This window comes from Kitasatospora sp. NPDC022785 (assembly GCF_055561295.1).
The window spans coordinates 172,565-193,410 of the sequence record NZ_JBVHHB010000018.1 but is presented as its reverse complement, the minus strand read 5'-3'; the positions used below and the strand labels follow the sequence as shown (position 1 = coordinate 193,410).

The 20,846-nt window shown below is 73.7% G+C and carries 17 protein-coding genes and 3 tRNA genes; 9 read left to right on the top strand and 11 right to left on the bottom strand.

Translation table 11 applies throughout. The features are described 5' to 3' along the window. Positions 1 to 251 precede the first annotated feature (251 nt). Positions 252 to 1,136: a 1,4-dihydroxy-6-naphthoate synthase gene (locus ACZ3YO_RS26060; protein WP_465573594.1), complete on the top strand. Its 885-nt coding sequence runs from the start codon at positions 252 to 254 to the stop codon at positions 1,134 to 1,136. 35 nt (positions 1,137 to 1,171) lie between these two features. Here the strand turns inward: ACZ3YO_RS26060 and ACZ3YO_RS26055 are convergent, their stop codons facing one another. Both ACZ3YO_RS26055 and ACZ3YO_RS26050 read right to left on the bottom strand, forming a co-directional pair. After that, positions 1,172 to 1,522 (bottom strand): LuxR C-terminal-related transcriptional regulator, encoded by a 351-nt coding sequence (locus tag ACZ3YO_RS26055; RefSeq protein ID WP_465573591.1) that lies wholly within the window; start codon positions 1,520 to 1,522, stop codon positions 1,172 to 1,174. 555 nt (positions 1,523 to 2,077) lie between these two features. Beyond that, positions 2,078 to 2,151: transfer RNA gene (locus tag ACZ3YO_RS26050), tRNA-Ile, on the bottom strand. Positions 2,152 to 2,342: 191 nt separating this feature from the next. Between ACZ3YO_RS26050 and ACZ3YO_RS26045 the strand changes: the two genes are divergently transcribed. Then, positions 2,343 to 3,206, top strand: a complete 864-nt coding sequence (locus ACZ3YO_RS26045) for a trypsin-like serine peptidase (protein WP_465573590.1) — start codon at positions 2,343 to 2,345, stop codon at positions 3,204 to 3,206. A 162-nt stretch (positions 3,207 to 3,368) separates the two neighbouring features. Next, entirely contained in the window at positions 3,369 to 4,118 is a 750-nt protein-coding gene (locus ACZ3YO_RS26040; RefSeq protein ID WP_465573587.1) for a trypsin-like serine peptidase, read from the top strand. Between the two features lie 139 nt (positions 4,119 to 4,257). On the opposite strand, the gene ACZ3YO_RS26035 is transcribed toward ACZ3YO_RS26040, so the two are convergent. After that, positions 4,258 to 4,330 (bottom strand) — tRNA-Asn (locus tag ACZ3YO_RS26035). Positions 4,331 to 4,393: 63 nt separating this feature from the next. Further along, positions 4,394 to 4,466: transfer RNA gene (locus tag ACZ3YO_RS26030), tRNA-Asn, on the bottom strand. Between the two features lie 244 nt (positions 4,467 to 4,710). Between ACZ3YO_RS26030 and ACZ3YO_RS26025 the strand changes: the two genes are divergently transcribed. From ACZ3YO_RS26025 to ACZ3YO_RS26010, 4 genes are all read left to right on the top strand, one after another. Continuing rightward, a complete protein-coding gene (locus ACZ3YO_RS26025; RefSeq protein WP_465573585.1) occupies positions 4,711 to 5,004 on the top strand; it encodes a hypothetical protein in 294 nt (97 codons plus the stop codon). A gap of 107 nt (positions 5,005 to 5,111) precedes the next feature. Then, on the top strand, positions 5,112 to 6,545 hold the full coding sequence (locus tag ACZ3YO_RS26020; protein ID WP_465573582.1) for an FGGY family carbohydrate kinase: 1,434 nt from the start codon (positions 5,112 to 5,114) through the stop codon (positions 6,543 to 6,545). Between the two features lie 108 nt (positions 6,546 to 6,653). Continuing rightward, entirely contained in the window at positions 6,654 to 8,057 is a 1,404-nt protein-coding gene (locus ACZ3YO_RS26015; protein WP_465573579.1) for a glutamate decarboxylase, read from the top strand. A 434-nt stretch (positions 8,058 to 8,491) separates the two neighbouring features. Beyond that, a complete protein-coding gene (locus ACZ3YO_RS26010) occupies positions 8,492 to 9,571 on the top strand; it encodes a helix-turn-helix domain-containing protein (RefSeq protein ID WP_465573576.1) in 1,080 nt (359 codons plus the stop codon). A gap of 15 nt (positions 9,572 to 9,586) precedes the next feature. On the opposite strand, the gene ACZ3YO_RS26005 is transcribed toward ACZ3YO_RS26010, so the two are convergent. The 5 genes from ACZ3YO_RS26005 to ACZ3YO_RS25985 all read right to left on the bottom strand — a co-directional run bounded on the left by ACZ3YO_RS26005 (position 9,587) and on the right by ACZ3YO_RS25985 (position 16,494). Continuing rightward, positions 9,587 to 10,789, bottom strand: a complete 1,203-nt coding sequence (locus ACZ3YO_RS26005) for an RNA polymerase sigma factor (RefSeq protein WP_465573573.1) — start codon at positions 10,787 to 10,789, stop codon at positions 9,587 to 9,589. 180 nt (positions 10,790 to 10,969) lie between these two features. Next, positions 10,970 to 12,877: a DNA primase gene (gene dnaG / locus ACZ3YO_RS26000; protein WP_465573571.1), complete on the bottom strand. Its 1,908-nt coding sequence runs from the start codon at positions 12,875 to 12,877 to the stop codon at positions 10,970 to 10,972. 157 nt (positions 12,878 to 13,034) lie between these two features. Further along, on the bottom strand, positions 13,035 to 14,345 hold the full coding sequence (locus ACZ3YO_RS25995) for a deoxyguanosinetriphosphate triphosphohydrolase (RefSeq protein WP_465573568.1): 1,311 nt from the start codon (positions 14,343 to 14,345) through the stop codon (positions 13,035 to 13,037). A 383-nt stretch (positions 14,346 to 14,728) separates the two neighbouring features. After that, positions 14,729 to 15,169, bottom strand: coding sequence for a nuclear transport factor 2 family protein (locus tag ACZ3YO_RS25990; protein WP_465573565.1), 441 nt, complete (start codon positions 15,167 to 15,169; stop codon positions 14,729 to 14,731). Between the two features lie 14 nt (positions 15,170 to 15,183). Beyond that, positions 15,184 to 16,494 carry an MFS transporter gene (locus tag ACZ3YO_RS25985; RefSeq protein WP_465573562.1) on the bottom strand — a complete coding sequence of 437 codons (1,311 nt, stop codon included), beginning with the start codon at positions 16,492 to 16,494 and terminating at the stop codon, positions 15,184 to 15,186. 85 nt (positions 16,495 to 16,579) lie between these two features. Between ACZ3YO_RS25985 and ACZ3YO_RS25980 the strand changes: the two genes are divergently transcribed. Then, the gene (locus ACZ3YO_RS25980; protein ID WP_465573559.1) at positions 16,580 to 17,164 is read left to right on the top strand and encodes a TetR/AcrR family transcriptional regulator; all 585 of its coding nucleotides are present in this window, start codon (positions 16,580 to 16,582) and stop codon (positions 17,162 to 17,164) included. Positions 17,165 to 17,230: 66 nt separating this feature from the next. Here the strand turns inward: ACZ3YO_RS25980 and ACZ3YO_RS25975 are convergent, their stop codons facing one another. Together ACZ3YO_RS25975 and ACZ3YO_RS25970 are read right to left on the bottom strand one after the other, a co-directional pair. Next, positions 17,231 to 18,139, bottom strand: a complete 909-nt coding sequence (locus ACZ3YO_RS25975) for an SGNH/GDSL hydrolase family protein (RefSeq protein WP_465573556.1) — start codon at positions 18,137 to 18,139, stop codon at positions 17,231 to 17,233. Positions 18,140 to 18,450: 311 nt separating this feature from the next. Next, a complete protein-coding gene (locus ACZ3YO_RS25970; RefSeq protein WP_465548786.1) occupies positions 18,451 to 19,395 on the bottom strand; it encodes a PAC2 family protein in 945 nt (314 codons plus the stop codon). A gap of 689 nt (positions 19,396 to 20,084) precedes the next feature. Between ACZ3YO_RS25970 and ACZ3YO_RS25965 the strand changes: the two genes are divergently transcribed. Further along, positions 20,085 to 20,813 (top strand): GNAT family N-acetyltransferase, encoded by a 729-nt coding sequence (locus tag ACZ3YO_RS25965; RefSeq protein WP_465548785.1) that lies wholly within the window; start codon positions 20,085 to 20,087, stop codon positions 20,811 to 20,813. The last annotated feature ends 33 nt before the right edge of the window (positions 20,814 to 20,846 follow it).

The following is a 20,846-nucleotide window of genomic DNA, read 5'->3' as shown; positions in this document are numbered from 1 at the left end:
GTCATCGCTCTCGTAGAGCGCGATCCCGTCCTCCCGGGTCAGCCGCTCACCCGCGTAGACCTTCGCCTCCAGCTCGCGCTTCAGCCCTGCGTCCAATGCCAGAACCCCCTAGGTAGGTGCCCGTGAGGCACGGTGCGCCCTCATCCTGGCGAGGTCTTTCCAGGGAAATCCCCAGACCGCAGCCGCTTCCCTGGAGAGGTGGGCCCGGCCGCGGCCCGACGCGCCGTCGTCCGACAAGGAAGGGTGAGCCGGTGCCACCGCTCTCCATCGCGTACTCGCCCTGCCCCAACGACACCTTCGTCTTCCACGCCTGGTCGCACGGCCTGCTCCCGGGCGCGCCCGCCCTCGAGGTCCGGATCGCGGACATCGACGTCACCAACGGGCTCGCCGAGCAGGGCTCGCTGGACGTCCTGAAGATCTCCTACGCCGCCCTTCCGTACGTCCTCGACGAGTACGCGCTGCTGCCCAGCGGCGGCGCGCTCGGGCGTGGCTGCGGGCCGCTGGTCCTGGTCAGGGACGCGGCCGAGCCGGCCTCACTGGTGGGACGCAGGGTCGCCGTGCCGAGCAGCCGGTCGACGGCGTACCTGCTGTTCCGGCTCTGGGCGGCCACGGCCGTGTCGCCCGCACCGCCCGGCAGCCCGGGCGGCATCGGTGAGGTCGTGGTGCTGCCGTTCCACGAGATCATGCCGGCGGTCCGGGACGGCCTGGTGGACGCGGGGCTGGTCATCCACGAGGCGCGGTTCACCTACCACGAGTACGGCCTGCGCAGCCTCGCCGACCTGGGCGAGGTCTGGGAGCGGGAGACCGGGCTGCCGATCCCCCTCGGCGCGATCGTGGCCAGGCGGAGCCTGGGCGAACAGGCCCTCGGCGTCCTCGCCCGGGCAGCCGCCGACTCGGTGCGGTACGCCTGGGACAACCCGCAGGCCTCCCGGCCGTACGTGCTCCGGCACGCCCAGGAGATGGCGCCGCAGGTGGTGGACCAGCACATCGGCCTCTACGTGAACGGGCACACCGCCGCGATCGGGGACGAGGGCTACGCGGCGGTCCGTGGCCTGCTCGGCCGGGCCGCGGCCGCCGGCCTCGCCCCCGCGGTCGCTCCCGGCGCGCTCGACTTCCCGGTCCGGACCGGCCGCTGAGCCGCCGGACGGGAGGCCCGGCAACACGGACGGCCCTACAACGACGCCCGCCCGGCGGCCTCGTCCGGCTCACGGCGGGCGGCACCCCCGTCGTCCTCGATGAACCGGGGCAGGACCCGGGGCGGCCAAGTCCCCTCCGCGAGAATCCCGAGGAAGTGGGCGCGGGCGACCAGCGAGGCCCGGTTGGAGGCCCGCAGCAGGCGCAGCATCCGGCCGACCCGGTACTCGATGCCCTGGCGGCTGAGGTAGAGCTGGGTGGCCAGCTGGAGGTTGGAGTGGCCGCGGGCTATCCCCTCCAGAATCCGCACGTCGACCGGGCAGAGCACGGTCCGGCTGCGCGGGGAGGACGGACGGCGGGAGGCTGCCTGCTCGGAGCGGGACGTCATGGAGGTGGTCCTTTCCTCCCCTCACTCATCGCCGGGAGAACCCGTGCCGGGTGTGCCCTCGATGAATGAGGTACCTGGCTGGACGAGGTACGGGGGGAGCCTAGGCAGGGCAGCGGGCGAATCCGCCGTCCGCTGCAGGAAGCTGCCATCCGACGGGTCCCGGGTGCGGCGTCGTGGCCGGACCCTGCCACCGCAGGCGTCCGGCGGTCCCGACCGTCCGCGGGGAAGCCCGCCCCGCCCGGACGGGCACCGGCGTCGTCCTCACCAGGGACGGTCCCCGACGGGGGCGCCACCGCGTCGCGAACATGCGTTTGGGGAGCCGGCGATCGTCGGCGGCCTGCGGTCAGGAAGCGGTCCGCTCGCGCCGGGAGGCCCGCCAGAGCCGCCAGAGGTCGGCTCTGCCGCGCCATGTCCGCCGGGTGTCCACTAGGAGGGTGAATCTCGGGGTGTTGAGGCGGATTCCGACCGGCCTTGCCACTAGAGTGCCGCGTGGGCCTCGGGCATGTGTGCAGGCCGGCCCGACCTTCCATCGGACGATCTGCCACGTGTTCGAGGTGGGGCGGGTGGGACTCGAACCCACGACCAAGGGATTATGAGTCCCCTGCTCTAACCGGCTGAGCTACCGCCCCGGTTCGCCGCGCGCACCGGTCACCCGGTCGCGGCAGCAGCAGACGGCCCCGCAAGGCCGTCCCGGGCAGCATAGCCGGTCGATCACCCGTGGTGCGCGCCGGGGGCGCACATGGGTGCGCACGGAAGCGCGCCTCCCCACGCGGAGCAGTTCCGGTGGCGGGCCCACGGCCGCAGCGGGGAGCCTGGGCCGATGACGGTACGTGAGCTGGTGGCGGCCGGCGCCGCGCTGGCGGTCCTGGCCGCGGCGGGCTGCACCACCGCGGCGGGCCCCGGCGGCGCCAGCCCGACGGTGCGTTCCCACCCCGCCTCGGCCGCCGGCACGACCTCGGCCTCCACCGACAACCACGGTTGGAGCCCGGAACGGCTGCGCGGCGCGCTCGGCCGGCAGACGGGCGTCACCCGCACCGCCAAGCCCACCGTGCTCAACGGCCTGGTCGGGGCCGTCTTCACCCGGAACGCGGACGGCGACCACTTCTGCACCGCCAGCGTGGTCGACAGCGCCGGGCTCAACCTGATCGTCACCGCCGCGCACTGCGTGTGGGACCCACAGCTCGGACAGCGCAGCGACCTCGTCTTCGTCCCCGGCTACCGGGACGGCGACACCCCGAGCGGCGTCTGGCCGCTGCTGGCGGTCACCGTCGACCAGGCCTGGAAGGACGACGCCGACCCGGACGTCGACGTCGCCTTCGCGGTGGTCCGGCCGCAGAACGGGCAGCAGGTGCAGCAGGTGCTCGGCGCCAACCGGCTGGGCGTCAACCGCGGCTACCGGCTGCCGGTGAAGGTCACCGGTTACCCGGGCACCAGCGAGGTGCCGATCACCTGCAGCAACACCACCTCCGAGCAGAGCCCCACCCAGCTGCGGATCGACTGTCCGGACTACACCGGAGGCACCAGCGGCAGCCCCTGGGTGACCGACTTCGACGCGGACACCCGCACCGGCACCGTGGTCGGCGTGATCGGCGGCTACCAGGAGGGCGGCGACTCGCCCGACACCTCGTACAGCAGCTACTTCGGGGACAAGGTCCAGGCCCTGTACGACCGCGCCACCGGGTGACCGTGCCGGGCCCGGCACGGCACGGCACGGCGCCGTCCGCCCCAAAGGGAAACCGCCGGGCTCGGAGGTTGGCGCCGCCGGGCGAGGACTGGTAGATCTTCCTCACGAAAGGCGGTCCGCACGACCCGCAGGGGCCGCCCCCGAGGACGAGACGGAGCCCCGATGGCCCCCCGCCCGGTATGGCCCGGCCGCGCGGCCCAGGCGGTCGCGCTGGCGGCCCTGCTGCTCACCTCCGGCACTGCCTGCGGCAGCGGGGACAAGAAGCCGCCGACCGCCGCGGTGGCGCCGCAGAGCCCGACGGGCGACCGGATCGGCACCCTCTCGATCCACACCGCCCAGGGGCCGCGGGCCTGCACGGCGAGCGTGGTGCACAGCCCGCGACGGAATCTGCTGGTGACCGCCGCGCACTGCGTGCAGAGCCGCCGGATCGGCCTGCTGGACGGCCTGGTGTTCACCCCCGGCTACCGCAACGGCTACTCCCCGTACGGGAGTTGGCCGGTGCAGGCGGTCACCGTCGATCCGCGCTGGGCGGCCGACGACGACCCCGAGTACGACGTGGCGTTCATCACCCTCCGACCGGTGGACGGCCGGGAGATCGAGGATGCCGTCGGCGGGAACCCGCTCGGCACCGGCCAGGGCTTCGGCCTCGCCGTCTCGGTGACCGGCTACCCCAACGAGCGCGACGAGCCGATCACCTGCGCGGTCCGGACCAGCCCGCAGAGCCCCACCCAGGAACGCTTCGACTGCGGCGGCTACACCAACGGCACCAGCGGCAGCCCGTGGATCACCACGGCCGGCAACGTGATCGGCGTGATCGGCGGCTACCAGGAGGGCGGCGAGAGTCCGGGCACCTCGTACAGCATCACCTTCGACAACCGGGTCGCCGAGCTGTACCGCCGGGCCACCGACTGACGTCCGCCCGGGCGGGCGGCGTGGGCAGGGCGACACCGCCGCGAGCAGGGCGAGACCGGTGTGAGCAGCACAACACGAAGGCCCCCCGGTCGACCGGGGGGCCTTCGCTCTGAGCAGTCACCGGGCGCACCCGGTGAAGCTCCCGCATTTGGACTCGAACCAAAAACCTGCCGGTTAACAGCCGGCTGCTCTGCCAATTGAGCTATGCGGGATCGCGGTGGACAAGCGTCGCACCACGGGCAGGACGGCCGCCCCCGAGAGGACCGCCACCTGAGCTCCCCCAATTGGACTCGAACCAATAACCTGCCGATTAACAGTCGGCTGCTCTGCCAATTGAGCTATGGGGGATCGGGCTTCCGCTTCGGCCCCCGGTCTCCCGGGCTCCTCGGCGCTCGCTGCGGGACATACATTAGCGCACTCGGGGGGGTGGTCCGCCAATCGCTTTCCCCGGCCGCCCCGGCGCCCCCGCCCGGCGTGCCCGGCGCGCGCCCGGCACAGCGCACGGGGATGCTGGGGGCACGGACGGTTCGCCGCCCCGAAGGACGGGTAGGGCAATGCGGCAGAGGCCGCCAGGAGAGGGTGGAATCCGATCATGTGGAAGCTGTCGTTGATCGTCGGACTCGCGGCGGGCTACGTGCTGGGCTCGCGGGCCGGACGCCAGCGGTACGAACAGATCGCCAGGGTCACCCGGCAGGTCGCCCAGAACCCCAAGGTGCAGACCGCCGCCGACAAGGCCAAGCAGCAGGCCGGCGCCGCCGCCGTGAAGGCGGCCGACGCCGTTGCGGGCAAGGTCGGGGACCGGCTGCCGAACGCGGTCACCGACCGGGTGTCGTACTTCAACCGCCCCCGGGTGGAGGACGACAGCTGGGGTACCTTCCGGCCGTGACCGGGCGGTGACGGCCGGGCGTCCGCGACGGCTCCGGAGCGGTACCGAACGGGCAACACTTGCCCGGACGGACCGCGCCCGGACGCCCGCTGAGGCATGATCTCGACATGGCCATCGTCGCGGGGATAGACAGCTCGACCGGTCGCACCAGGATCGTCGCGTGCGACACCGAGACCGGCGCGGTGCTGCGGTCCGGCAAGGCCCCGCACCCCTCGCCGGAGGGCCAGGACACCCGGGCCGGCGAGGCCGACCCGCAGATCTGGCTGCACTCGCTCGGCGACGCGGCCGCCGGCGGCCTGCTGGAGGGCGTCCGGGCGATCGGCGTCAGCGCGCAGCAGCACGGCATGATCGGCCTGGACGCCGGCGGCGTGCTGGTGCGGCCCGCGATCCTCTGGAACGACCCGCGCTCCAGCGGCGCCGCGGCCGCCCTCCTGGACGCGCTCGGCGGCCCGGCCGCCTGGACGGCCGCGATCGGCGCCGTCCCCGGCCCGACGTACACCATCGCCAAGCTGCGCTGGCTGGCCGAGTTCGAGCCGGCCAACGCCCGCCGGGTGGCCGAGGTGCTGCTGCCGCACGACTGGCTGGTCTGGCAGCTGCTGGGCCACCCCAAACGGCGTACCACCGACCGGGGCGACGCCTCCGGCACCGGCTACTGGTCGCCGATCACCGGCGAGTACCGGCAGGACCTGGTCGAGCTGGCGCTCGGGCACGAGCTGAAGCTGCCGCACGTGCTCGGTCCGGCCGAGCCCGCCGGACACACCCCCGAGGGGCTGCTGATCTCGGCCGGCACCGGCGACAACATGGCCGCCGCGCTCGGTCTCGGCCTCGAACCCGGCGACGCGGCGGTCTCGCTCGGCAGCTCCGGGACGATCTTCGCCGTGCACGAGCAGGCCGTGGTGGACGCCACCGGGCTGGTCTCCTCCTTCGCCGACGCCACCGGCCGCCACCTGCCGATGGTCGCCACCCTGAACGCCGCCCAGGTGCTCCGCTCCACCGCCGCCCTGCTCGGCCAGGACCTGGAGGGCCTGAGCGAGCTGGCCCTGCAGTCCTCCCCCGGCGCGTACGGGATGGTGCTGCTGCCCTACCTGGACGGCGAGCGGACGCCCGCGCTGCCGCACGCGGCCGGCACGCTGACCGGGATGCGGGCCGAGTCGATGACCCCCCAGCACCTGGCACGGGCCGCCGTCGAGGGCATGCTCTGCAACCTCGCGGACGCGCTGGACGTGCTGCGGGCCCGGGGCGTCGAGGTGAGGCGGGTCTTCCTGCTCGGCGCGGCCGGACGGCTGCCGGCCGTCCGGCAGATCGCCCCGCTGCTGTTCGGCGTCCCCGTGGTGGTGCCGCCGCCCGGCGCCCACGCGGCGCGCGGCGCGGCCCGGCAGGCCGCCTGGGCGCTGGCCGGCACCCCCGAGCCGCCGCGCTGGGAGCTGCCGGAGACGGTCACCGTCACACCGGACGCCGAACAGGACCTGCCGGTCGGCGCGGCGGTACGCCAGCAGTACCGGGCCGCCCGGGAGCAGATCCATCCCGAGACGGCCGGCTGAGACGGGCCGCGGGGTGGCGAGGGCGAGGCTCGTGAAGATGCGTCACCCCACGCCCGGTGGCAGCGTGGAAGGCGACGCGGCTACCGGACCGAAGGGCGGCAGGATCCCATGGCTCTGCACAAGGGAGCCGGCGACGATCGCCGGCTGACCGTAAGCCCGTTCGTCGGCACCGCCGACCCGCTGGGCGCGATGGAGCTGGCGCCGCCGCTGCACCGGCTCGGCGACGGTCCGGTACCGGCCGACACCGCCTACCAGCTGATCCACGACGAACTGATGCTGGACGGCAACGCCAAGCTCAACCTGGCGACCTTCGTCACCACGTCGATGGAGATCCAGGCCACCCGGCTGATGACCGAGTGCCTCGACAAGAACATGATCGACAAGGACGAGTACCCGCAGACCGCGGAGCTGGAGCGGCGCTGTGTGGCCATCCTCGCCGACCTCTGGCACGCCCCCGACCCGGACGGCGCGGTCGGCTGCTCCACCACCGGCTCCAGCGAGGCCTGCATGCTGGCCGGCCTCGCGCTCAAGCGCCGCTGGATGAGCCGCAACGCCGAGCGCTACGCGGCCGGTGCCCGGCCCAACCTGGTGATGGGCATCAACGTGCAGGTCTGCTGGGAGAAGTTCTGCAACTTCTGGGAGGTCGAGGCGCGCACCGCCCCGATGGAGGGCGAGCGCTACCACCTCGGCGCCGAGCAGGCCGTGGCCCTCTGCGACGAGAACACCATCGGCGTGGTCGGCATCCTCGGCTCCACCTTCGACGGCTCCTACGAGCCGGTGGCGGAGATCTGCGCGGCGCTCGACGAGCTCCAGCAGCGGACCGGCCTGGACGTCCCGGTCCATGTGGACGGCGCCTCCGGCGCCATGGTGGCGCCCTTCCTCGACCCCGAGCTGCTCTGGGACTTCCGGCTGCCGCGGGTCGCCTCCATCAACACCTCGGGGCACAAGTACGGCCTGGTCTACCCGGGCGTCGGCTGGGCGCTCTGGCGCGACCGCGAGGCGCTGCCCGAGGAGCTCGTCTTCCGGGTCAACTACCTGGGCGGCGAGATGCCGACCTTCGCGCTCAACTTCTCCCGCCCGGGCGCCGAGGTGATCGCGCAGTACTACACCTTCCTGCGGCTCGGCCGGGACGGCTACCGGGCCGTCCAGGGGGCCTCCCGGGAGGTGGCCATCTACCTGGCCGGGCAGATCGAGGCGCTCGGCTGCTTCCGGCTGCTGACCCGCGGCGAGGATCTCCCGGTCTTCGCCTTCACCACCACCGACGACGTCCCGTTCGACGTGTTCGACGTGTCGCGGCGGCTGCGCGAGCGCGGCTGGCAGGTGCCCGCGTACACCTTCCCGGAGAACCGGGAGGACCTCTCGGTGCTACGGGTGGTCTGCCGCAACGGCTTCTCCCGGGACCTCGCCGACCTGCTGCTCAACGACCTCACCCGGCTGCTGCCGGAGCTGCGGCGCCAGCCCGGCCCGCTGAAGGACCTCGGGGTACCGCCCCGCATGGGCTTCCACCACTGAGCGTTCCCCGGGCGCGTTCCCCCCGGGCACCGCGCGGCGGCGGACAGGGGAAGTGATCGCGGCGGGGAGGGCGGCATGATGCGCCCTCCCCGCCGCGCGTCCCTGCGCTCGGGGCAGCCTCCCCCCGCGAGGCTGCCGCGAGCGGTGTGGGGGATTCGGGACGTCAGGAGCCGGCCTCGGAATCGGTGCCCGGACGAAGGATCCCTGCGCCCGAAACGGACCGGCCTGAGAACTCTGCACGATGGACCTGTGGATGTTCGAGCGGCCACCGGGGGTGTGAGACACTTCCGTCCGTCTCAGCGCCATGACCTGGGGTTTGAGACGGCAGGCCGGTGAGGTTGGAGACGCGGAGACGCCCCCAGGCCCCGGGCCGGTGCCCAACTCGGCCCTGTCCTCGATCCCGCGTTCCCCGTTTCTGATGTTGGGAAGGCCGCATGGCATCCGCTTGGAAGCAACTCCCGGACGAACTGTCCGACCCCGCCCGACGCCTGACGGAGGAACTTCGCGCCGTCAAGGACGCGACCGGGCTCTCACTGTCCGAGCTGGCGGCCCGGACCCACTACAGCCGCGCCTCCTGGGAGCGCTGGCTCAACGGCAAACGGGTCGTCACCGACCAGGCGCTGGACGCGCTGATCGGGGCGGTGGAGTGCGACGGCCCCGCGCTGCGGGCGCTCTGGGCCGGGGCGACGGCACCGGAGGGCACCGCGGATGTCGCTGCGGAGGGCACCGCGGATGTCGCTGCGGAGGGCGCCGCGGAGGGCAGCGCGGAGGCCGCCACGGAGGGCAGCGCGGAGGACACCGCCCCACCGGTGGCCGGGCTCGTGGTCGTGTCTGCCGCCGAGCCCGTGGTGGAGTCTGCCGCGGACCCTCTGGCAGAGGCTGTCGCAGGCGCGGTGGAGGGCTGGGAGCCCGCCACGGCCGCGCCGTGGTGGCGGCGGCCGGCGGCGCTGGCGGCCGGCGCCCTGGTGACGGTGGCGCTGCTGGTGCTGGCCGGGGTCCGGTACACGCACGGCTCCGGGCAGGAGCCTGCCGCCCTCGCGCAGCCCGCCACGCCCACGACCGCGACCACCAGCCCGGCTGCCAAGCCCGCCCTGCCCGGCTCCGCGTGCCAGGCCATCGGCTGCTCGCACAAGGACCCCAAGGCCACCGGCTGCGGTAGCGACGCCCGGACGCTCCAGACCAGCAACATGGGCAAGGTGGTCATCTACCTGCGCTACAGCCAGAAGTGCCAGGCCGCATGGGCCGCCATCACCGAGGGCGAGCCCGGCGACTACTCCACCGTCACCAGCAGCACCGGCGAGACGGAGACGGCGCTGATCCACTGGGGGTACGACAACTACTCGCTGATGGTGAACGCGGCGGACCCGGCCGCGACCTTCCAGGTCTGCGGGCACCAGCCGGCCGGGGACGCCTGCACGCTCGGCGCCTCCGACCTGGCCCACCTGGTCGCCTCCACCCCGATCCCGATCGGCCCGGCCTCGCCGCCGGCGACCCCGAGCGCCACCGCGTCCTAGTCCAGGCAGGACTCCCTAGTCCAGGTAGCCACGGAGTTGCCCGGCGAAGGCGTGGTCGCGGAGTTTGACCAGGGTCTTGGACTCGATCTGGCGGATCCGCTCCCTGGTCACCCCGAACAGCACGCCGATCTCCTCCAGCGTGCGGGGGCGACCGTCGTCCAGGCCGTATCGGAGGTGGACGACCTGGCGTTCCCGCTCGCCGAGCGTCGCCAGTACCGCGTCCAGGTGCTGGCGCAGCAACAGGAAGGTGGCCGACTCGGCGGGCGAGGCGGCGTCGGCGTCCTCGATCAGGTCGCCGAGCGCCACGTCGTCCTCCTCGCCGACCGGGGTGTGCAGCGAGATCGGCTCCTGGGCCAGCCGGATCAGCTCCCGCACCCGCGCCTCGGTCAGCTCCAGTACGACGCCGATCTCGGCCGGGGTCGGTTCGGTCCCGCGCTCCTGGAGCAGCGCGCGCTGCACCCGGACCACCCGGTTGATCAGCTCGACCACGTGCACCGGCACCCGGATCGTCCTCGCCTGGTCGGCCAGGGCGCGGCTCATCGCCTGGCGGATCCACCAGGTGGCGTAGGTGGAGAACTTGTAGCCGCGCGTGTAGTCGAACTTCTCCACCGCCCGGATCAGGCCGAGGTTGCCCTCCTGGACCAGGTCCAGCAGGGTCAGCCCGCGGCCGATGTAGCGCTTGGCGACGGAGACCACCAGACGCAGGTTGGCCTCGATCAGCCGCCGTTTGGCGATCCGGCCGATCACCACCAGGGTGTCCAGCTCGACGGCCAGCGGGTCGGGGGGCGGCGGCACGCGGTTCAGCCGCTCCTCGGCGAAGAGACCGGCCTCGATCCGGCGGGCCAGCTCCACCTCCTCGGCGGCGTTCAGCAGCCGGATCCGGCCGATCTCGCGCAGGTACTGGCGGAGCAGGTCCGCCGCGGGGCCGGTCGCGCCGACGGGGCCCGGGTCGGCGTCGAGGTCGGGTTCGGCGTCATCGGGCGCCGCCTCGGCTTCGGGATCGGTGTCGGGTTCGGTGTCGGCTTCGGCGTCGGATGCGGCTTCAGGTTCGGTGTCGGTTTGGGTTTCGGGGGCCTCGGGGTGGCCCTCCGGGAGGCCCTGCGCGGGCACCCGGGCACCGCCCGGCGGCGGAGAGCCGGCCCGGCCGTGGTCGTCGTGGGGGGCGAGCGGGTCGGTGGTCGGGCGGGTGGTCGCGGCAAGGCCTTGGTCCACGGGCATCCCCTCGGGGCGGGCGCGACTCTGGCGGACCCGCGCTGTACGGAGCTGGGACGCCCTCCAGTGTGGGGTACGCCACACTCCGCGGCCGAGACTCGTGCGCGGACTTTCTCCGACCGGGTGTGGCGGCCCGGTCTCCGGGCGGGCGGGGCGGCCGCGTCTCCAGCCGGGGCGGCGGCGCGACTACAGCGCCGCGGCGCCGCGGCTGCGCAGCTGCTGACCGTACTGCTGGAGCTGCCACAACTCGGTCTGCACCGCGTGCAGCTCCTCCGCCGAGGCCCGGGTGCCCAGCCGCTGGAGGTGGCCACGGACCTCGTTGACCCGCCGCTCCACGGCCAGCAGCCGTAGCTTGACCAGGAACTCCCCCGCGTAGACCGCGTCCGCCTTGCGGCGCGACCGCACCGGCTCCACGGTCAGCTCGGTCACCAGCGACCGCACCTGGTCGTCCGGGGCCGCCTCGCGCACCGCGCTGGTGAAGTCGGCGAGGGTGACCCCGTACGCCGCCCCGCCGGCCTGGCCGATCGCGCGGCGCACGGCGGTGTACGGCGGGGTCGGGAACTCGTCCTCGCCGTAGTGGTCGAAGGCCGGGGCGACCAGGTCCGGGTGCTGGAGTGCCAGCTTGAGCAGCTCGCGCTCCACGAACTGTGCCGGGTCGCGCGGGTTGAGGCGGAAGAGCGGGGTGACGGACCTCGTCGGCTGCGGCTGCTCGGGGCGCCGCTGCTGGCCGTTGGCCCGCGGGTTCTGCTGGCGCTCGCGGTCCCAGCGGGCCAGCTGGGAGATCCGGCGGACCACGAACTGCTCGTCCAGGATGCCGAGCATGCCGGCCAGCCGGACGGCGTACTCGTGCTGGATCGAGCGGTCCTTGATCTTGGCGACGATCGGCGCCGCCTCCTCCAGCGCCGCCGAGCGGCCCTCCGGGGTCTCCACCCGGTGCCGGGCGACGGCCGAACGCAGCGCGAACTCGAACAGCGGGACCGGGTTGTCGATCAGCTCGCGGACCGCGTCGTCGCCCTTGGCCAGGCGCAGATCACACGGGTCCATGCCGCCGGGGCTGACCGCGATGGAGGTCTTGGCGGCGAACTTCTGGTCGTCCTCGAAGGCGCGCAGGGCGGCCTTCTGTCCGGCCGCGTCGCCGTCGAAGGTGAAGACGGTCTCGCCGCGGTACTGGGAGGTGTCCATCAGCAACCGGCGGATGATCTTGATGTGGTCCTCGGCGAACGCGGTCCCGCAGGTGGCCACCGCCGTGGTGACGCCCGCGAGATGGCAGGCCATCACATCGGTGTAGCCCTCGACCACCACCGCCCGGCCCGACTTGGCGATCTCCTTCTTCGCCAGGTCGATGCCGTACAGCACGTGGGACTTCTTGTAGATCGGCGTCTCGGGCGTGTTCAGGTACTTCGGGCCGTTGTCGTCCTCGCGCAGGCGGCGGGCGCCGAAGCCGACCGCCTCGCCGGCGATGTCGCGGATCGGCCAGACCAGCCGGCCCCGGAAGCGGTCGATCAGGCCCCCGCGCTGGCCCTGCGAGGCCAGACCACCGAGCAGGATCTCCTTGTCGCTGAAGCCCTTGCCCCGCAGGTAGCGGACCAGGTGCTCCCAGCCGGCCGGGGCGTAGCCGACGCCGAAGGTCTGCGCCGCCTGCTCGTCGAAGCCGCGCTCGGCCAGGAAGCGTCGGCCGATCTCCGCCTCCGGCGAGGCGAGCTGCTCCTGGTAGTAGGCGGCGGCCACCTTGTGCGCCTCGACCAGGCGGGTGCGCTCGCCCTGCTGGTGGCGGGGGCTGTAGCCGCCCTCCTCGTAGCGGAGCGTGATGTTGGCCTGGGCGGCCATCCGCTCGACGGCCTCGGCGAAGGTGAAGTGCTCGATCTTCATCAGGAAGGCGATGGTGTCGCCGTTCTCCTGGCAGCCGAAGCAGTGGAAGACGCCCTTGGCGGGGTTCACGTAGAAGGAGGCGGACTTCTCGTCGTGGAAGGGGCAGACGCCCTTGTACTCGCCACCGCCACCGTTGGTGAGCTGAACGTAGTCGCCGACCACCACGTCGATGGGCAGTGCGCTGCGCACCGCCTGTACGTCTTCGTCCCTGATCCGCCCGGCCACCCCGGAAGTCTACTGGGGTGGCGCGGGTTACCGGCTGCGCCGGGGCGAGCGGGGCGGCCCGGGTGGAGTGGGAGGCGGGACCGGGGCGGCTTTCCGGCCGTGGGCTTTCCGGCCGGGCCGGGCATCGCGCGGCCCGGCGCGGCGGCAGCGCGGGGGGCTACGTCCAGGCCGCTCCGACCAGCTTGCCGTGCAGGGCGGTGGCCGAGGCGTCGGTGAGGGTGGCGATCTGGTCGATCACCGCGCGGAGGGCGGCGCGGTCGTCGTCCGCCTCCCGGTAGAGCGCGGCGAAGACCGGGTCCAGACCCTCGGGGGCGCGCTGGTTGAGCACGTACGCCAGCTCGGCGATCACGATCCGCTGGCGCGCCCGCAGCTGGGCCTGCTCGTCGCGCTGCATCACGAACCGGACGGCGACCGCCTTCAGCACCGCGCACTCCAGCCGGACGTCCCGCGGCACCACCAGCTCGGCCGCGTACCGGGTGAGCCGGCCGGGGCCGTAGCGAGCGCGGGTGGCCTGCTCGGCGGCCAGGCAGAAGCGGCCGATCAGCTGGCTGGTGAGGTCCTTGAGGGCGGCCCGGGACCGGGCCGAGCCGTCGTAGGAGCGGGGCCACCACTCCTGGGCGAGCAGCCGGTCCAGGGCGTCGGCCAGCTCCTCGGGCTCGGCGTCCCGGGCGTAGCGCTCGGCGACCTTGAACAGCTCGGCACGCTCGCTCGGGGCGCGCAACACGTCCGGGTCGATGTGGCCGGCCTGGAGGCCGTCCTCGACGTCGTGGGTGGAGTAGGCGACGTCGTCGGCCCAGTCCATGACGGTGGCCTCGAAGCACTTGCGCCCGGCCGGGGAGCCGGCCCGCAGCCAGCGGAAGACCGGCAGGTCGTCGGCGTAGACGCCGTACTTCGGCGAGACCGGGTCGAGGGGGTGGGAGCCGTGCGTCCAGGGGTACTTGGTGGCGGCGTCGAGGGCGGCGCGGCTCAGGTTGAGGCCGACGCTGCGGCCGGGCCAGGGGGCCAGCCGGGCGGGCTGCTCGTCCTGCGGGGCGAAGCGCTTGGGCTCCAGGCGGGTGAGGATGCGCAGTGACTGCGCGTTGCCCTCGAAACCGCCGCAGGCCTCGGCGGCCTGGTCGAGCGCCTCCTCGCCGGTGTGGCCGAACGGCGGGTGGCCGATGTCGTGGGCCAGGCAGGCGGTCTCGACGAGGTCCGGGTCACAGCCCAGGGCGGCACCCAACTCCCGGCCCACCTGGGCGCATTCGAGGGAGTGGGTGAGACGGGTGCGGGGGAAGTCGCTGCGCATCGGGGCGACCACCTGGGTGGTGCCGGCCAGCCGGCGCAGGGCGGCGGAGTGGAGCACGCGGGCGCGATCGCGCTGGAACGCCGTCCGGCCGGGGCGCTTGTCCGGTTCGGGCACCCAGCGGGCCTCGGCGGCGTGGTCGTACAGGGTCGGGGCGGCGGTGAGGCGGTGCGCGGTGTCGTCCATCCATCTCCTTGCGTAGTCGTCCGCTTCCGTCACGTGACATACGATCAGTCACCTGTCCTCGGACAGCGGTCAGGGCTTGGCCGTCATGAGGCTCCCGGAGCCGAGTGAGAAGCCTCTCCGTCTCTCGGAGAGGAGGAGTCACATGCCAATTACGGTACGCCGCCCCTCTGACACGCGAGGCGTGCCGCGCTTGAGAGGCACTGTGTGGATCGATGCATCCACGACCGCGTGCCAGCGGCCTACCGGCCGGCGGCACGGTCCGTGCCAGCGGGACAGGCCAGGCGGGGCGATTCGGAGCGCGGGACCGGACACGCCCGTACGCCGGCTCCCCTGGCGGGCCGAGGGGGAGCCGGCGGGTCGGCCGCCCATGGGCGGCGGGGGGGTCAGACGATCGGACGGCCGCTCGCGGTGGTGGCGGGGACCGCCTCGTTGAGGTCCCAGTGCTCGGCGATCAGGCCGCCTTCGAGGCGGAAGACGTCGATGACGGCCCGGCCCTCGTCGCCCGGGGCGGCGGTGAACAGCGAGTGTGCGAAGACCAGGTCACCGTCGGCGGCCAGGCGGCGCAGCTCGAAGCGGAGCTCGGGCAGCTGGGCGCGCAGGCCGTCGACGAAGGCCGTGAGCGCCGCCCGGCCGTCGGGGAGGTTGGGGTTGTGCTGGGCGAGGTCCTCGGCGAGGTAGCGGTCGGCCAGGTCGGTCCGGCCCTGGTTCCAGACGGTCTCCAGGTAGTCCCGGACCAGCGCGCGGGCGGCGCTGAGGTCGGTCGCGGTGGCGAGGTCGGTCGCGGCGCTGAGGTCGGTGGCGGCGGGATCGGTGATGGCGTTCATGGGACGGCTCCTGTTCAGGGCTGGGTGGTACGGGACTTGACGGTGACGGCGGTGACGGGCCTGCTGCGGCCCGGGCCACGGACCGAGAGCAGGTGGGCCAGGCCGGCCAGGGCGAGCGCGGCGAGACCGACGGCGGGCAGCGCGCGGGCGCCGAGGGCGGACAGCAGCGCACCGGCGAGCAGGCTGCCGAGGCTGATGCCGACGTAGAGCATCGAGGCGTTGAGGGCGAGCAGCACGCCGCGCTGGCCGGGGCGGAGAGCGATCAGCCGGGCCTGCTGCGGGGCCTGGTAGAGCTGGCCAAAGAAGGCCCAGACGGCGAAGAGCAGCAGCGCCGCGGCCAGGCCGCGCGGGGCTGCGAGCAGTCCGAGGAAGGCCGCGGCCAGGCCGGCCAGGGTCACCGTGACGGTGACCGCGCCGCCGAGCCGCGCGGAGAGCCGGACGCCGCATGCGTTGCCCAGGACGCCTACCGCGCCGAAGGCGAACAGCACCCCCGTCACGGCGCCCGGTCCGACCGCGAAACGGGCGGCGAGGTAGGCGCCGGCGACCCCGTAGACGGTGAACTGGGCGGCCATGCAGAACAGCGTGGTGAGTACGGTCGCCGCGGCGCCCGGGGTGGCCAGCACGGCCCGGTAGGCGGCGGTGGTCGGCGGCTCCCCCGCCGGAACGGCCGGGACCAGGGCGGCCACCAGGGCCAGCGCCAGCAGGCTCGCGCCCGCCACCCCCGCCAGCGCCCAGCGCCAGCCGACGGCCTCGCCGAGGTAGGAGCTGAGCGGCACTCCGGCGACCGCCGCCACCGTCATACCGGCGAACACGGTGGCCAGCGCCCGGGACCGGCGCTCCTCGGGGACGATCAGCGAGCCCACCGCCGAGGAGGCCGGGCCGAACACGGCGCCACCGAGCCCGGCCACCACGCGGGATGCGGCCAGCACCCCGTAGGAGGGGGCGAGGGCGCCGATCACACCGCCGGCCGTGAGCAGCGCCAGGCCGACCAGGAGCGCCGTCCGGCGGTCCAGCCGGCCGAGCAGGGCGGGGGCGAAGGGCGCGGCCAGCGCGAAGCTCAGCGCGAACACGCTGACCAGGACGCCGACGCTGCCGGGCCCGGTGTGCAGGTCGTGGCCGATCGGCGTGCCGAGGCCGACCACGGCCAGCGAGCTGGTGCCGAGGGTGAAGTAGCCGAGCGAGAGCGCCAGCAGCGCGGCTGCGGCGCGACCGGGGCTTCCAGGCTGCCCAAGCCCGTCGGACCGCCGGGACCTCTCGGATGTCTCGGATGTCTCGGATGCTTCGGATGCCTGGGCTCGCTCGGATAACTCGGGGTGGGTACGCATCGGATCCCCCTTTCCAATACGGTCCGTTGCGTATTGCTATTCCAATACGAGACGCACCGTATGTCAACCCCTTAGGGTGGGCGCCATGACTGGACGACCACGCGACCCCGCCGTCGACGCCGCCATCCGCGCGGCCGTCACCGAGATCGTCGAACGCGACGGCTACCGGGGCCTGAGCATGGAAGGCATCGCGGCACTGAGCGGCGTCTCCAAGCAGACCGTGTACCGCCGTTACCGCAGCAAGGGCGAGGTGGTGCTGGACACCCTCGGCAGCTTCGCCGCGACCGAACTGCCGACGCCGGACACCGGCTCACTGCTCGGTGACCTCACCGTCCTGCTCACCGCGACGTTCGAGGCGCAGCGGACGGTCAGCGGCACGCTGAACCGGGCCCTGGCCGCGGAGGCACTGCAGGACCCGGAGTTCGGCGCCCTGCTCTGGGAGCGGTTGATCGCGGTACGGCGGACGGCCGTACGCGAGTTGCTGGCACGGGGCCGGGAGCGCGGGGAGGTCGTCCACCCGGATGACGACCACCTGATCGACCTCGTGTTCGGCCCGATGTGGTACCGGCTGCTGTTCGACGTTCCGTCACTGACCTGGGACTACGCCGCCGAATTGGCGCGCAGCGTCACCCTGGTGGCCCGGAGCGGCGCGGGGCGTTCGGGGCGTTGAACGCGCCGGGCTGAAACGGCCGGGAGCGGAAGAGTCCGGAGCCGAGAGGCCCGAGGCCCGGGGCGGTCAGCCGCGGACGGCCTTGAGGACGGCGGCGGCCACGCCCTCCTGCCCCTTGGCGTTGGGGTGGATCGCCGCCAGGCCCGACGCCGGGAAGGGCGGCTCCACCCAGCGGTCGGCCGCGCCGGCGCACATGTCGTGGCCGGCCGAGGGGGCGGCGGCGTCCACGAAGACCGCGCCGGCCGACTCCGCGCGGCCCTTGAGCATCGCGTTCAGCTGCTGTTCCTTCTCCGCCAGGAACCCCAGGTCGGCCGCGGCGACGGTACTGCCGAGCACCGGCACACAACTCGCCGGGTCGGCGGGCAGCAGCGCCGGGTAGCCGACCACGTACACCCGGGCCTGCGGGGAACGGCGCTTGACCTCCTGGAGCACCCGGCCCAGCCGCTCGCCGGCCGCGTCGACCTTGCGCTGCACCTGGTCGCCGGCGCCGCCGGGGGTGGAATAGTGCTCCCGGCACGGCGCCTCGGCCCGGGTCGAGCCGATCAGGCCCTTCACCGCGTCGGCCAGGTTCTCCTTGGCGCACTGGCCGACGACCTCCATGAACCCGGCGTCATTGCCGCCGATCCCGACCGTGACCAGCCGGGTGGCCGGGGAGAGTGCGTCCAACTGGGGCGGGTTGGCCCCGCCGTCGGTCTGCTGGGAGTCCGTCAGGTCGCCGGTGCGGGCACCGCTGCAGCTGACGTCGCGGAACTGGCCGTCCGCCAGTCCCAGCGACTTGGCCACCAGAGACGGGTAGTTGACCGCCGAGCGGGCGCAGCCCTTCGGCTCCCCCACCTGCGGGGCGATCTTCAGGCCCGAGGTGTAGGAGTCCCCGAGGGCGACGTACGGGCCGGCGGGTGTCGGGGTCGGGGTGGGCGTCGGGGTGGCCCGCACCGGGCGCGGGGCGTCCGAGGCAGCGGCGCCGGAGCCGTTCACTCCGCCCCCGCCGCTGCAACCGGCCAGCAGCACCGCCAGCCCGGTGGCAAGAACAGCGGCCCGCCCGGCCGCCGGACGAGCGGCCGAACGTGGACGAGCAGCCCAACGTGCGGGCACCGGCATGGAATCCCCCCGGGGGTCGGAACGGCGACGTCTCTCCCTGCGGCGGCCCGTCCCCCGGGCACCTCACTCGCCAACGAACGGGCGGTGTCGGATGACTCCCGCCCGTCCGGTGATTCTTGCAGCCCGAGGCGCGCCCGGCATGCGTCCCGCCCGGGGCCGTACCCGTTCCGCCCGGGGCCGCGCCCGTCCTACTCGGGGCCGCGCTCGTGCTCGGCGAGGAACTGCTCGAAGCGCCGGCCCAGTTCGTCCGCCGACGGCAGGTCGACCGGCTCGGCCAGCAGGCTCTCCCGGCCCTCGGCGCCCGCCACCGCGTCGTACTGGCCCTCCATACCGCGGATCGCCGAGCGCATCTCCCCGTCCCCCTGGGCCAGCTGCTCCTCGATGTCTGCGTAGACCTCGCCGACCCGCTCGCGCAGCCGGGTGCCCGGCAGCACCAGGCCGGTGGCCGACTGCACCGCCTCCAGGATCAGTACCGCAGCCGCCGGGTACTCCGAGCGCGCCACGTAGTGCGGCACGTGCACGGCGAAACCCAGCACGTCGTGCCCGGCCTCCGCGAGCCGGTACTCCAGCAGCGCCTGTGCGCTGCCGGGCACCTGGGCCTGCTCGAACCACTGCGGGTACCCGGCCGCGAGGTCCAGCCGGTTGCCGTGCGGCGTCAGGCCGACCGGGCGGGTGTGCGGCACGCCCATCGGGATGCCGTGGAAGTCCAGGGTCAGCCGGACCTCGAACTGCTCGACCAGCCCGCGCACGGCCGCGGAGAAGCGCTCCCACTCGACGTCCGGCTCGGGCCCGGTGAGCAGCAGGAATGGCGCGCCGGCCGCGTCGTGGACGAGCTGGAGCAGGATCTCCGGCGGGTCGTAGGAGGACCAGTGCTCACGGTCGAAGACCATCGCCGGGCGGCGGGCCCGGTAGTCCACCAGGCGGTCGTGGTCGAAGCGGGCCACCACCTGCGGCGAACCCTGCTCCAACAGGTGGGCCACCACCTGGCCGCCGGCCTCACCGGCATCCATGAAGCCCTCGAAGTGGTGGAGCAGCACCAAACCGGCGCCGGTGTCGGCCAACGCGGCGTTCGCCGCGGCCACGGCGGCCACGCCCTGCTGATCCAGCTCGTACAGCGCCTGGGGATCACGCACCGCGCACCCACACCCCGTTCTCTACTCGTCGACTCGTACCGGCTTCTCCTCGTCTGCAGCGTGCCGGGCCCCGCCGGAATTCCCGCCCTGGCCCTGCCTCGGACCGCCACTGCACCGGTGAACGCCCGGCGGCCCGTCGGAGTGCCCTCCGCGGCTCGCCGGAGTGCCGTCCCGACCATGATCGCACCCGGACGGAAAAGCGCTGGTCACGGGCGCCCACAGGCCCTTCCGGAGGTGTCGGCGGCAGACCGGCGCGCCCATTCGTGTGCTGCGAAGTGACGCACCGCCTTCTGGCGGGTATCGTCCTCTCGCTGCCTCGCATCGTCGCGTCGTCGTCACGTCGTCCGTAACGCCGTCGATCACGACCCGGCCCGGTGTTCGGCCAGCCACCCACGACGCATCTTGCCTTCATCTGGCCGCCTGCTTCCCTTCGCGCTCTCGTTTCCTCCTCGGCCATCTCGCGGACGCACACTGTCCCCTCGCTCATCCCGCCGGACCGGTCCGTCGACCCGTGTCCGTTCCGGCACCGCGCTGCCCGCCTCCGGGCCGCCGCCCCCACCCCGCTCGACCGGCCTCCGGCGTGCACGGGCATGGACGGGCGGTCTCCGGAGCCGGGGCGAAGTCCCCGCAGCCCGCGCCGTACCCCGGCACGGGACGCACCCTCCGACCGATGAAGGACCGAAGGTTCCGTGCCCGTACCTGTCATCCTCACCGGCCGCACCGTGCGGCTGGAGCCCCTCGCCGCGCACCACGCCGAGGCCATCGCCAAGGCCGGCGCCGAGGACCGTACGACCTACGCCTTCACGCCCGTCCCGCACGGCCTGGAAGCGGCCCGCGACTACATCGCGCGCGCCCTTGCCGACCAGGCCGCGGGCCGGTCGCTGCCGTTCGCGACGGTGAGCGTCGCCGACGGCCGGGTCGTCGGCTCCACCCGGTTCCTGGAACTCGACTACTGGCAGGGCCCGGTCGTCTGGCCGCCGGTGCCCGGCGTGCCGTTCGGCGACCCCGCCACGGCCGTCCCTGACGCCGCCGAGATCGGCAACACCTGGCTCTCGCCGCGCGCCCAGGGCACCGGCATCAACACCGAGGCGAAGCTGCTGATGCTGCGGTACGCCTTCGAGGAGTGGGGCGTGCAGCGGATCTCGATGCGCGCGGACGCCCGCAACATGCGCTCCCGGGCGGCCATCGAGCGGCTCGGCGCCACCTCCGAGGGCGTCCGCCGGGCGCACTCGCGCGGGCTGGACGGGGTGGTGCGCTCCACCGCGTTCTACTCGATCCTCGACTCCGAGTGGCCCGCCGTACGGGACATCATCGAGCTCCGGATCGCCGCCGCCACCTCGCCGAGCGCCCCGGACCGGGCGATCAACCAGGAGTGCCTTAGACACGGCGGCGGCGCCGGGCAGCTGATCACGGCCTGAGGGCCACGGGCCGGGGGCACCTCCCGGCGGGCC

Excerpts from the sequence above, each read along its gene's own strand:
- ACZ3YO_RS26020 (WP_465573582.1), top strand. The coding sequence starts at position 5,112 with ATGGCCATCGTCGCGGGGATAGACAGCTCGACCGGTCGCACCAGGATC.
- ACZ3YO_RS26010 (WP_465573576.1), top strand. The coding sequence starts at position 8,492 with ATGGCATCCGCTTGGAAGCAACTCCCGGACGAACTGTCCGACCCCGCC.
- ACZ3YO_RS25980 (WP_465573559.1), top strand. The coding sequence starts at position 16,580 with ATGACTGGACGACCACGCGACCCCGCCGTCGACGCCGCCATCCGCGCG.
- ACZ3YO_RS26025 (WP_465573585.1), top strand. The coding sequence starts at position 4,711 with ATGTGGAAGCTGTCGTTGATCGTCGGACTCGCGGCGGGCTACGTGCTG.
- ACZ3YO_RS26040 (WP_465573587.1), top strand. The coding sequence starts at position 3,369 with ATGGCCCCCCGCCCGGTATGGCCCGGCCGCGCGGCCCAGGCGGTCGCG.
- ACZ3YO_RS26045 (WP_465573590.1), top strand. The coding sequence starts at position 2,343 with ATGACGGTACGTGAGCTGGTGGCGGCCGGCGCCGCGCTGGCGGTCCTG.
- ACZ3YO_RS26015 (WP_465573579.1), top strand. The coding sequence starts at position 6,654 with ATGGCTCTGCACAAGGGAGCCGGCGACGATCGCCGGCTGACCGTAAGC.
- ACZ3YO_RS25985 (WP_465573562.1), bottom strand. The coding sequence starts at position 16,494 with ATGCGTACCCACCCCGAGTTATCCGAGCGAGCCCAGGCATCCGAAGCA.
- ACZ3YO_RS25995 (WP_465573568.1), bottom strand. The coding sequence starts at position 14,345 with ATGGACGACACCGCGCACCGCCTCACCGCCGCCCCGACCCTGTACGAC.
- ACZ3YO_RS26055 (WP_465573591.1), bottom strand. The coding sequence starts at position 1,522 with ATGACGTCCCGCTCCGAGCAGGCAGCCTCCCGCCGTCCGTCCTCCCCG.
- ACZ3YO_RS25990 (WP_465573565.1), bottom strand. The coding sequence starts at position 15,169 with ATGAACGCCATCACCGATCCCGCCGCCACCGACCTCAGCGCCGCGACC.
- ACZ3YO_RS26005 (WP_465573573.1), bottom strand. The coding sequence starts at position 10,789 with ATGCCCGTGGACCAAGGCCTTGCCGCGACCACCCGCCCGACCACCGAC.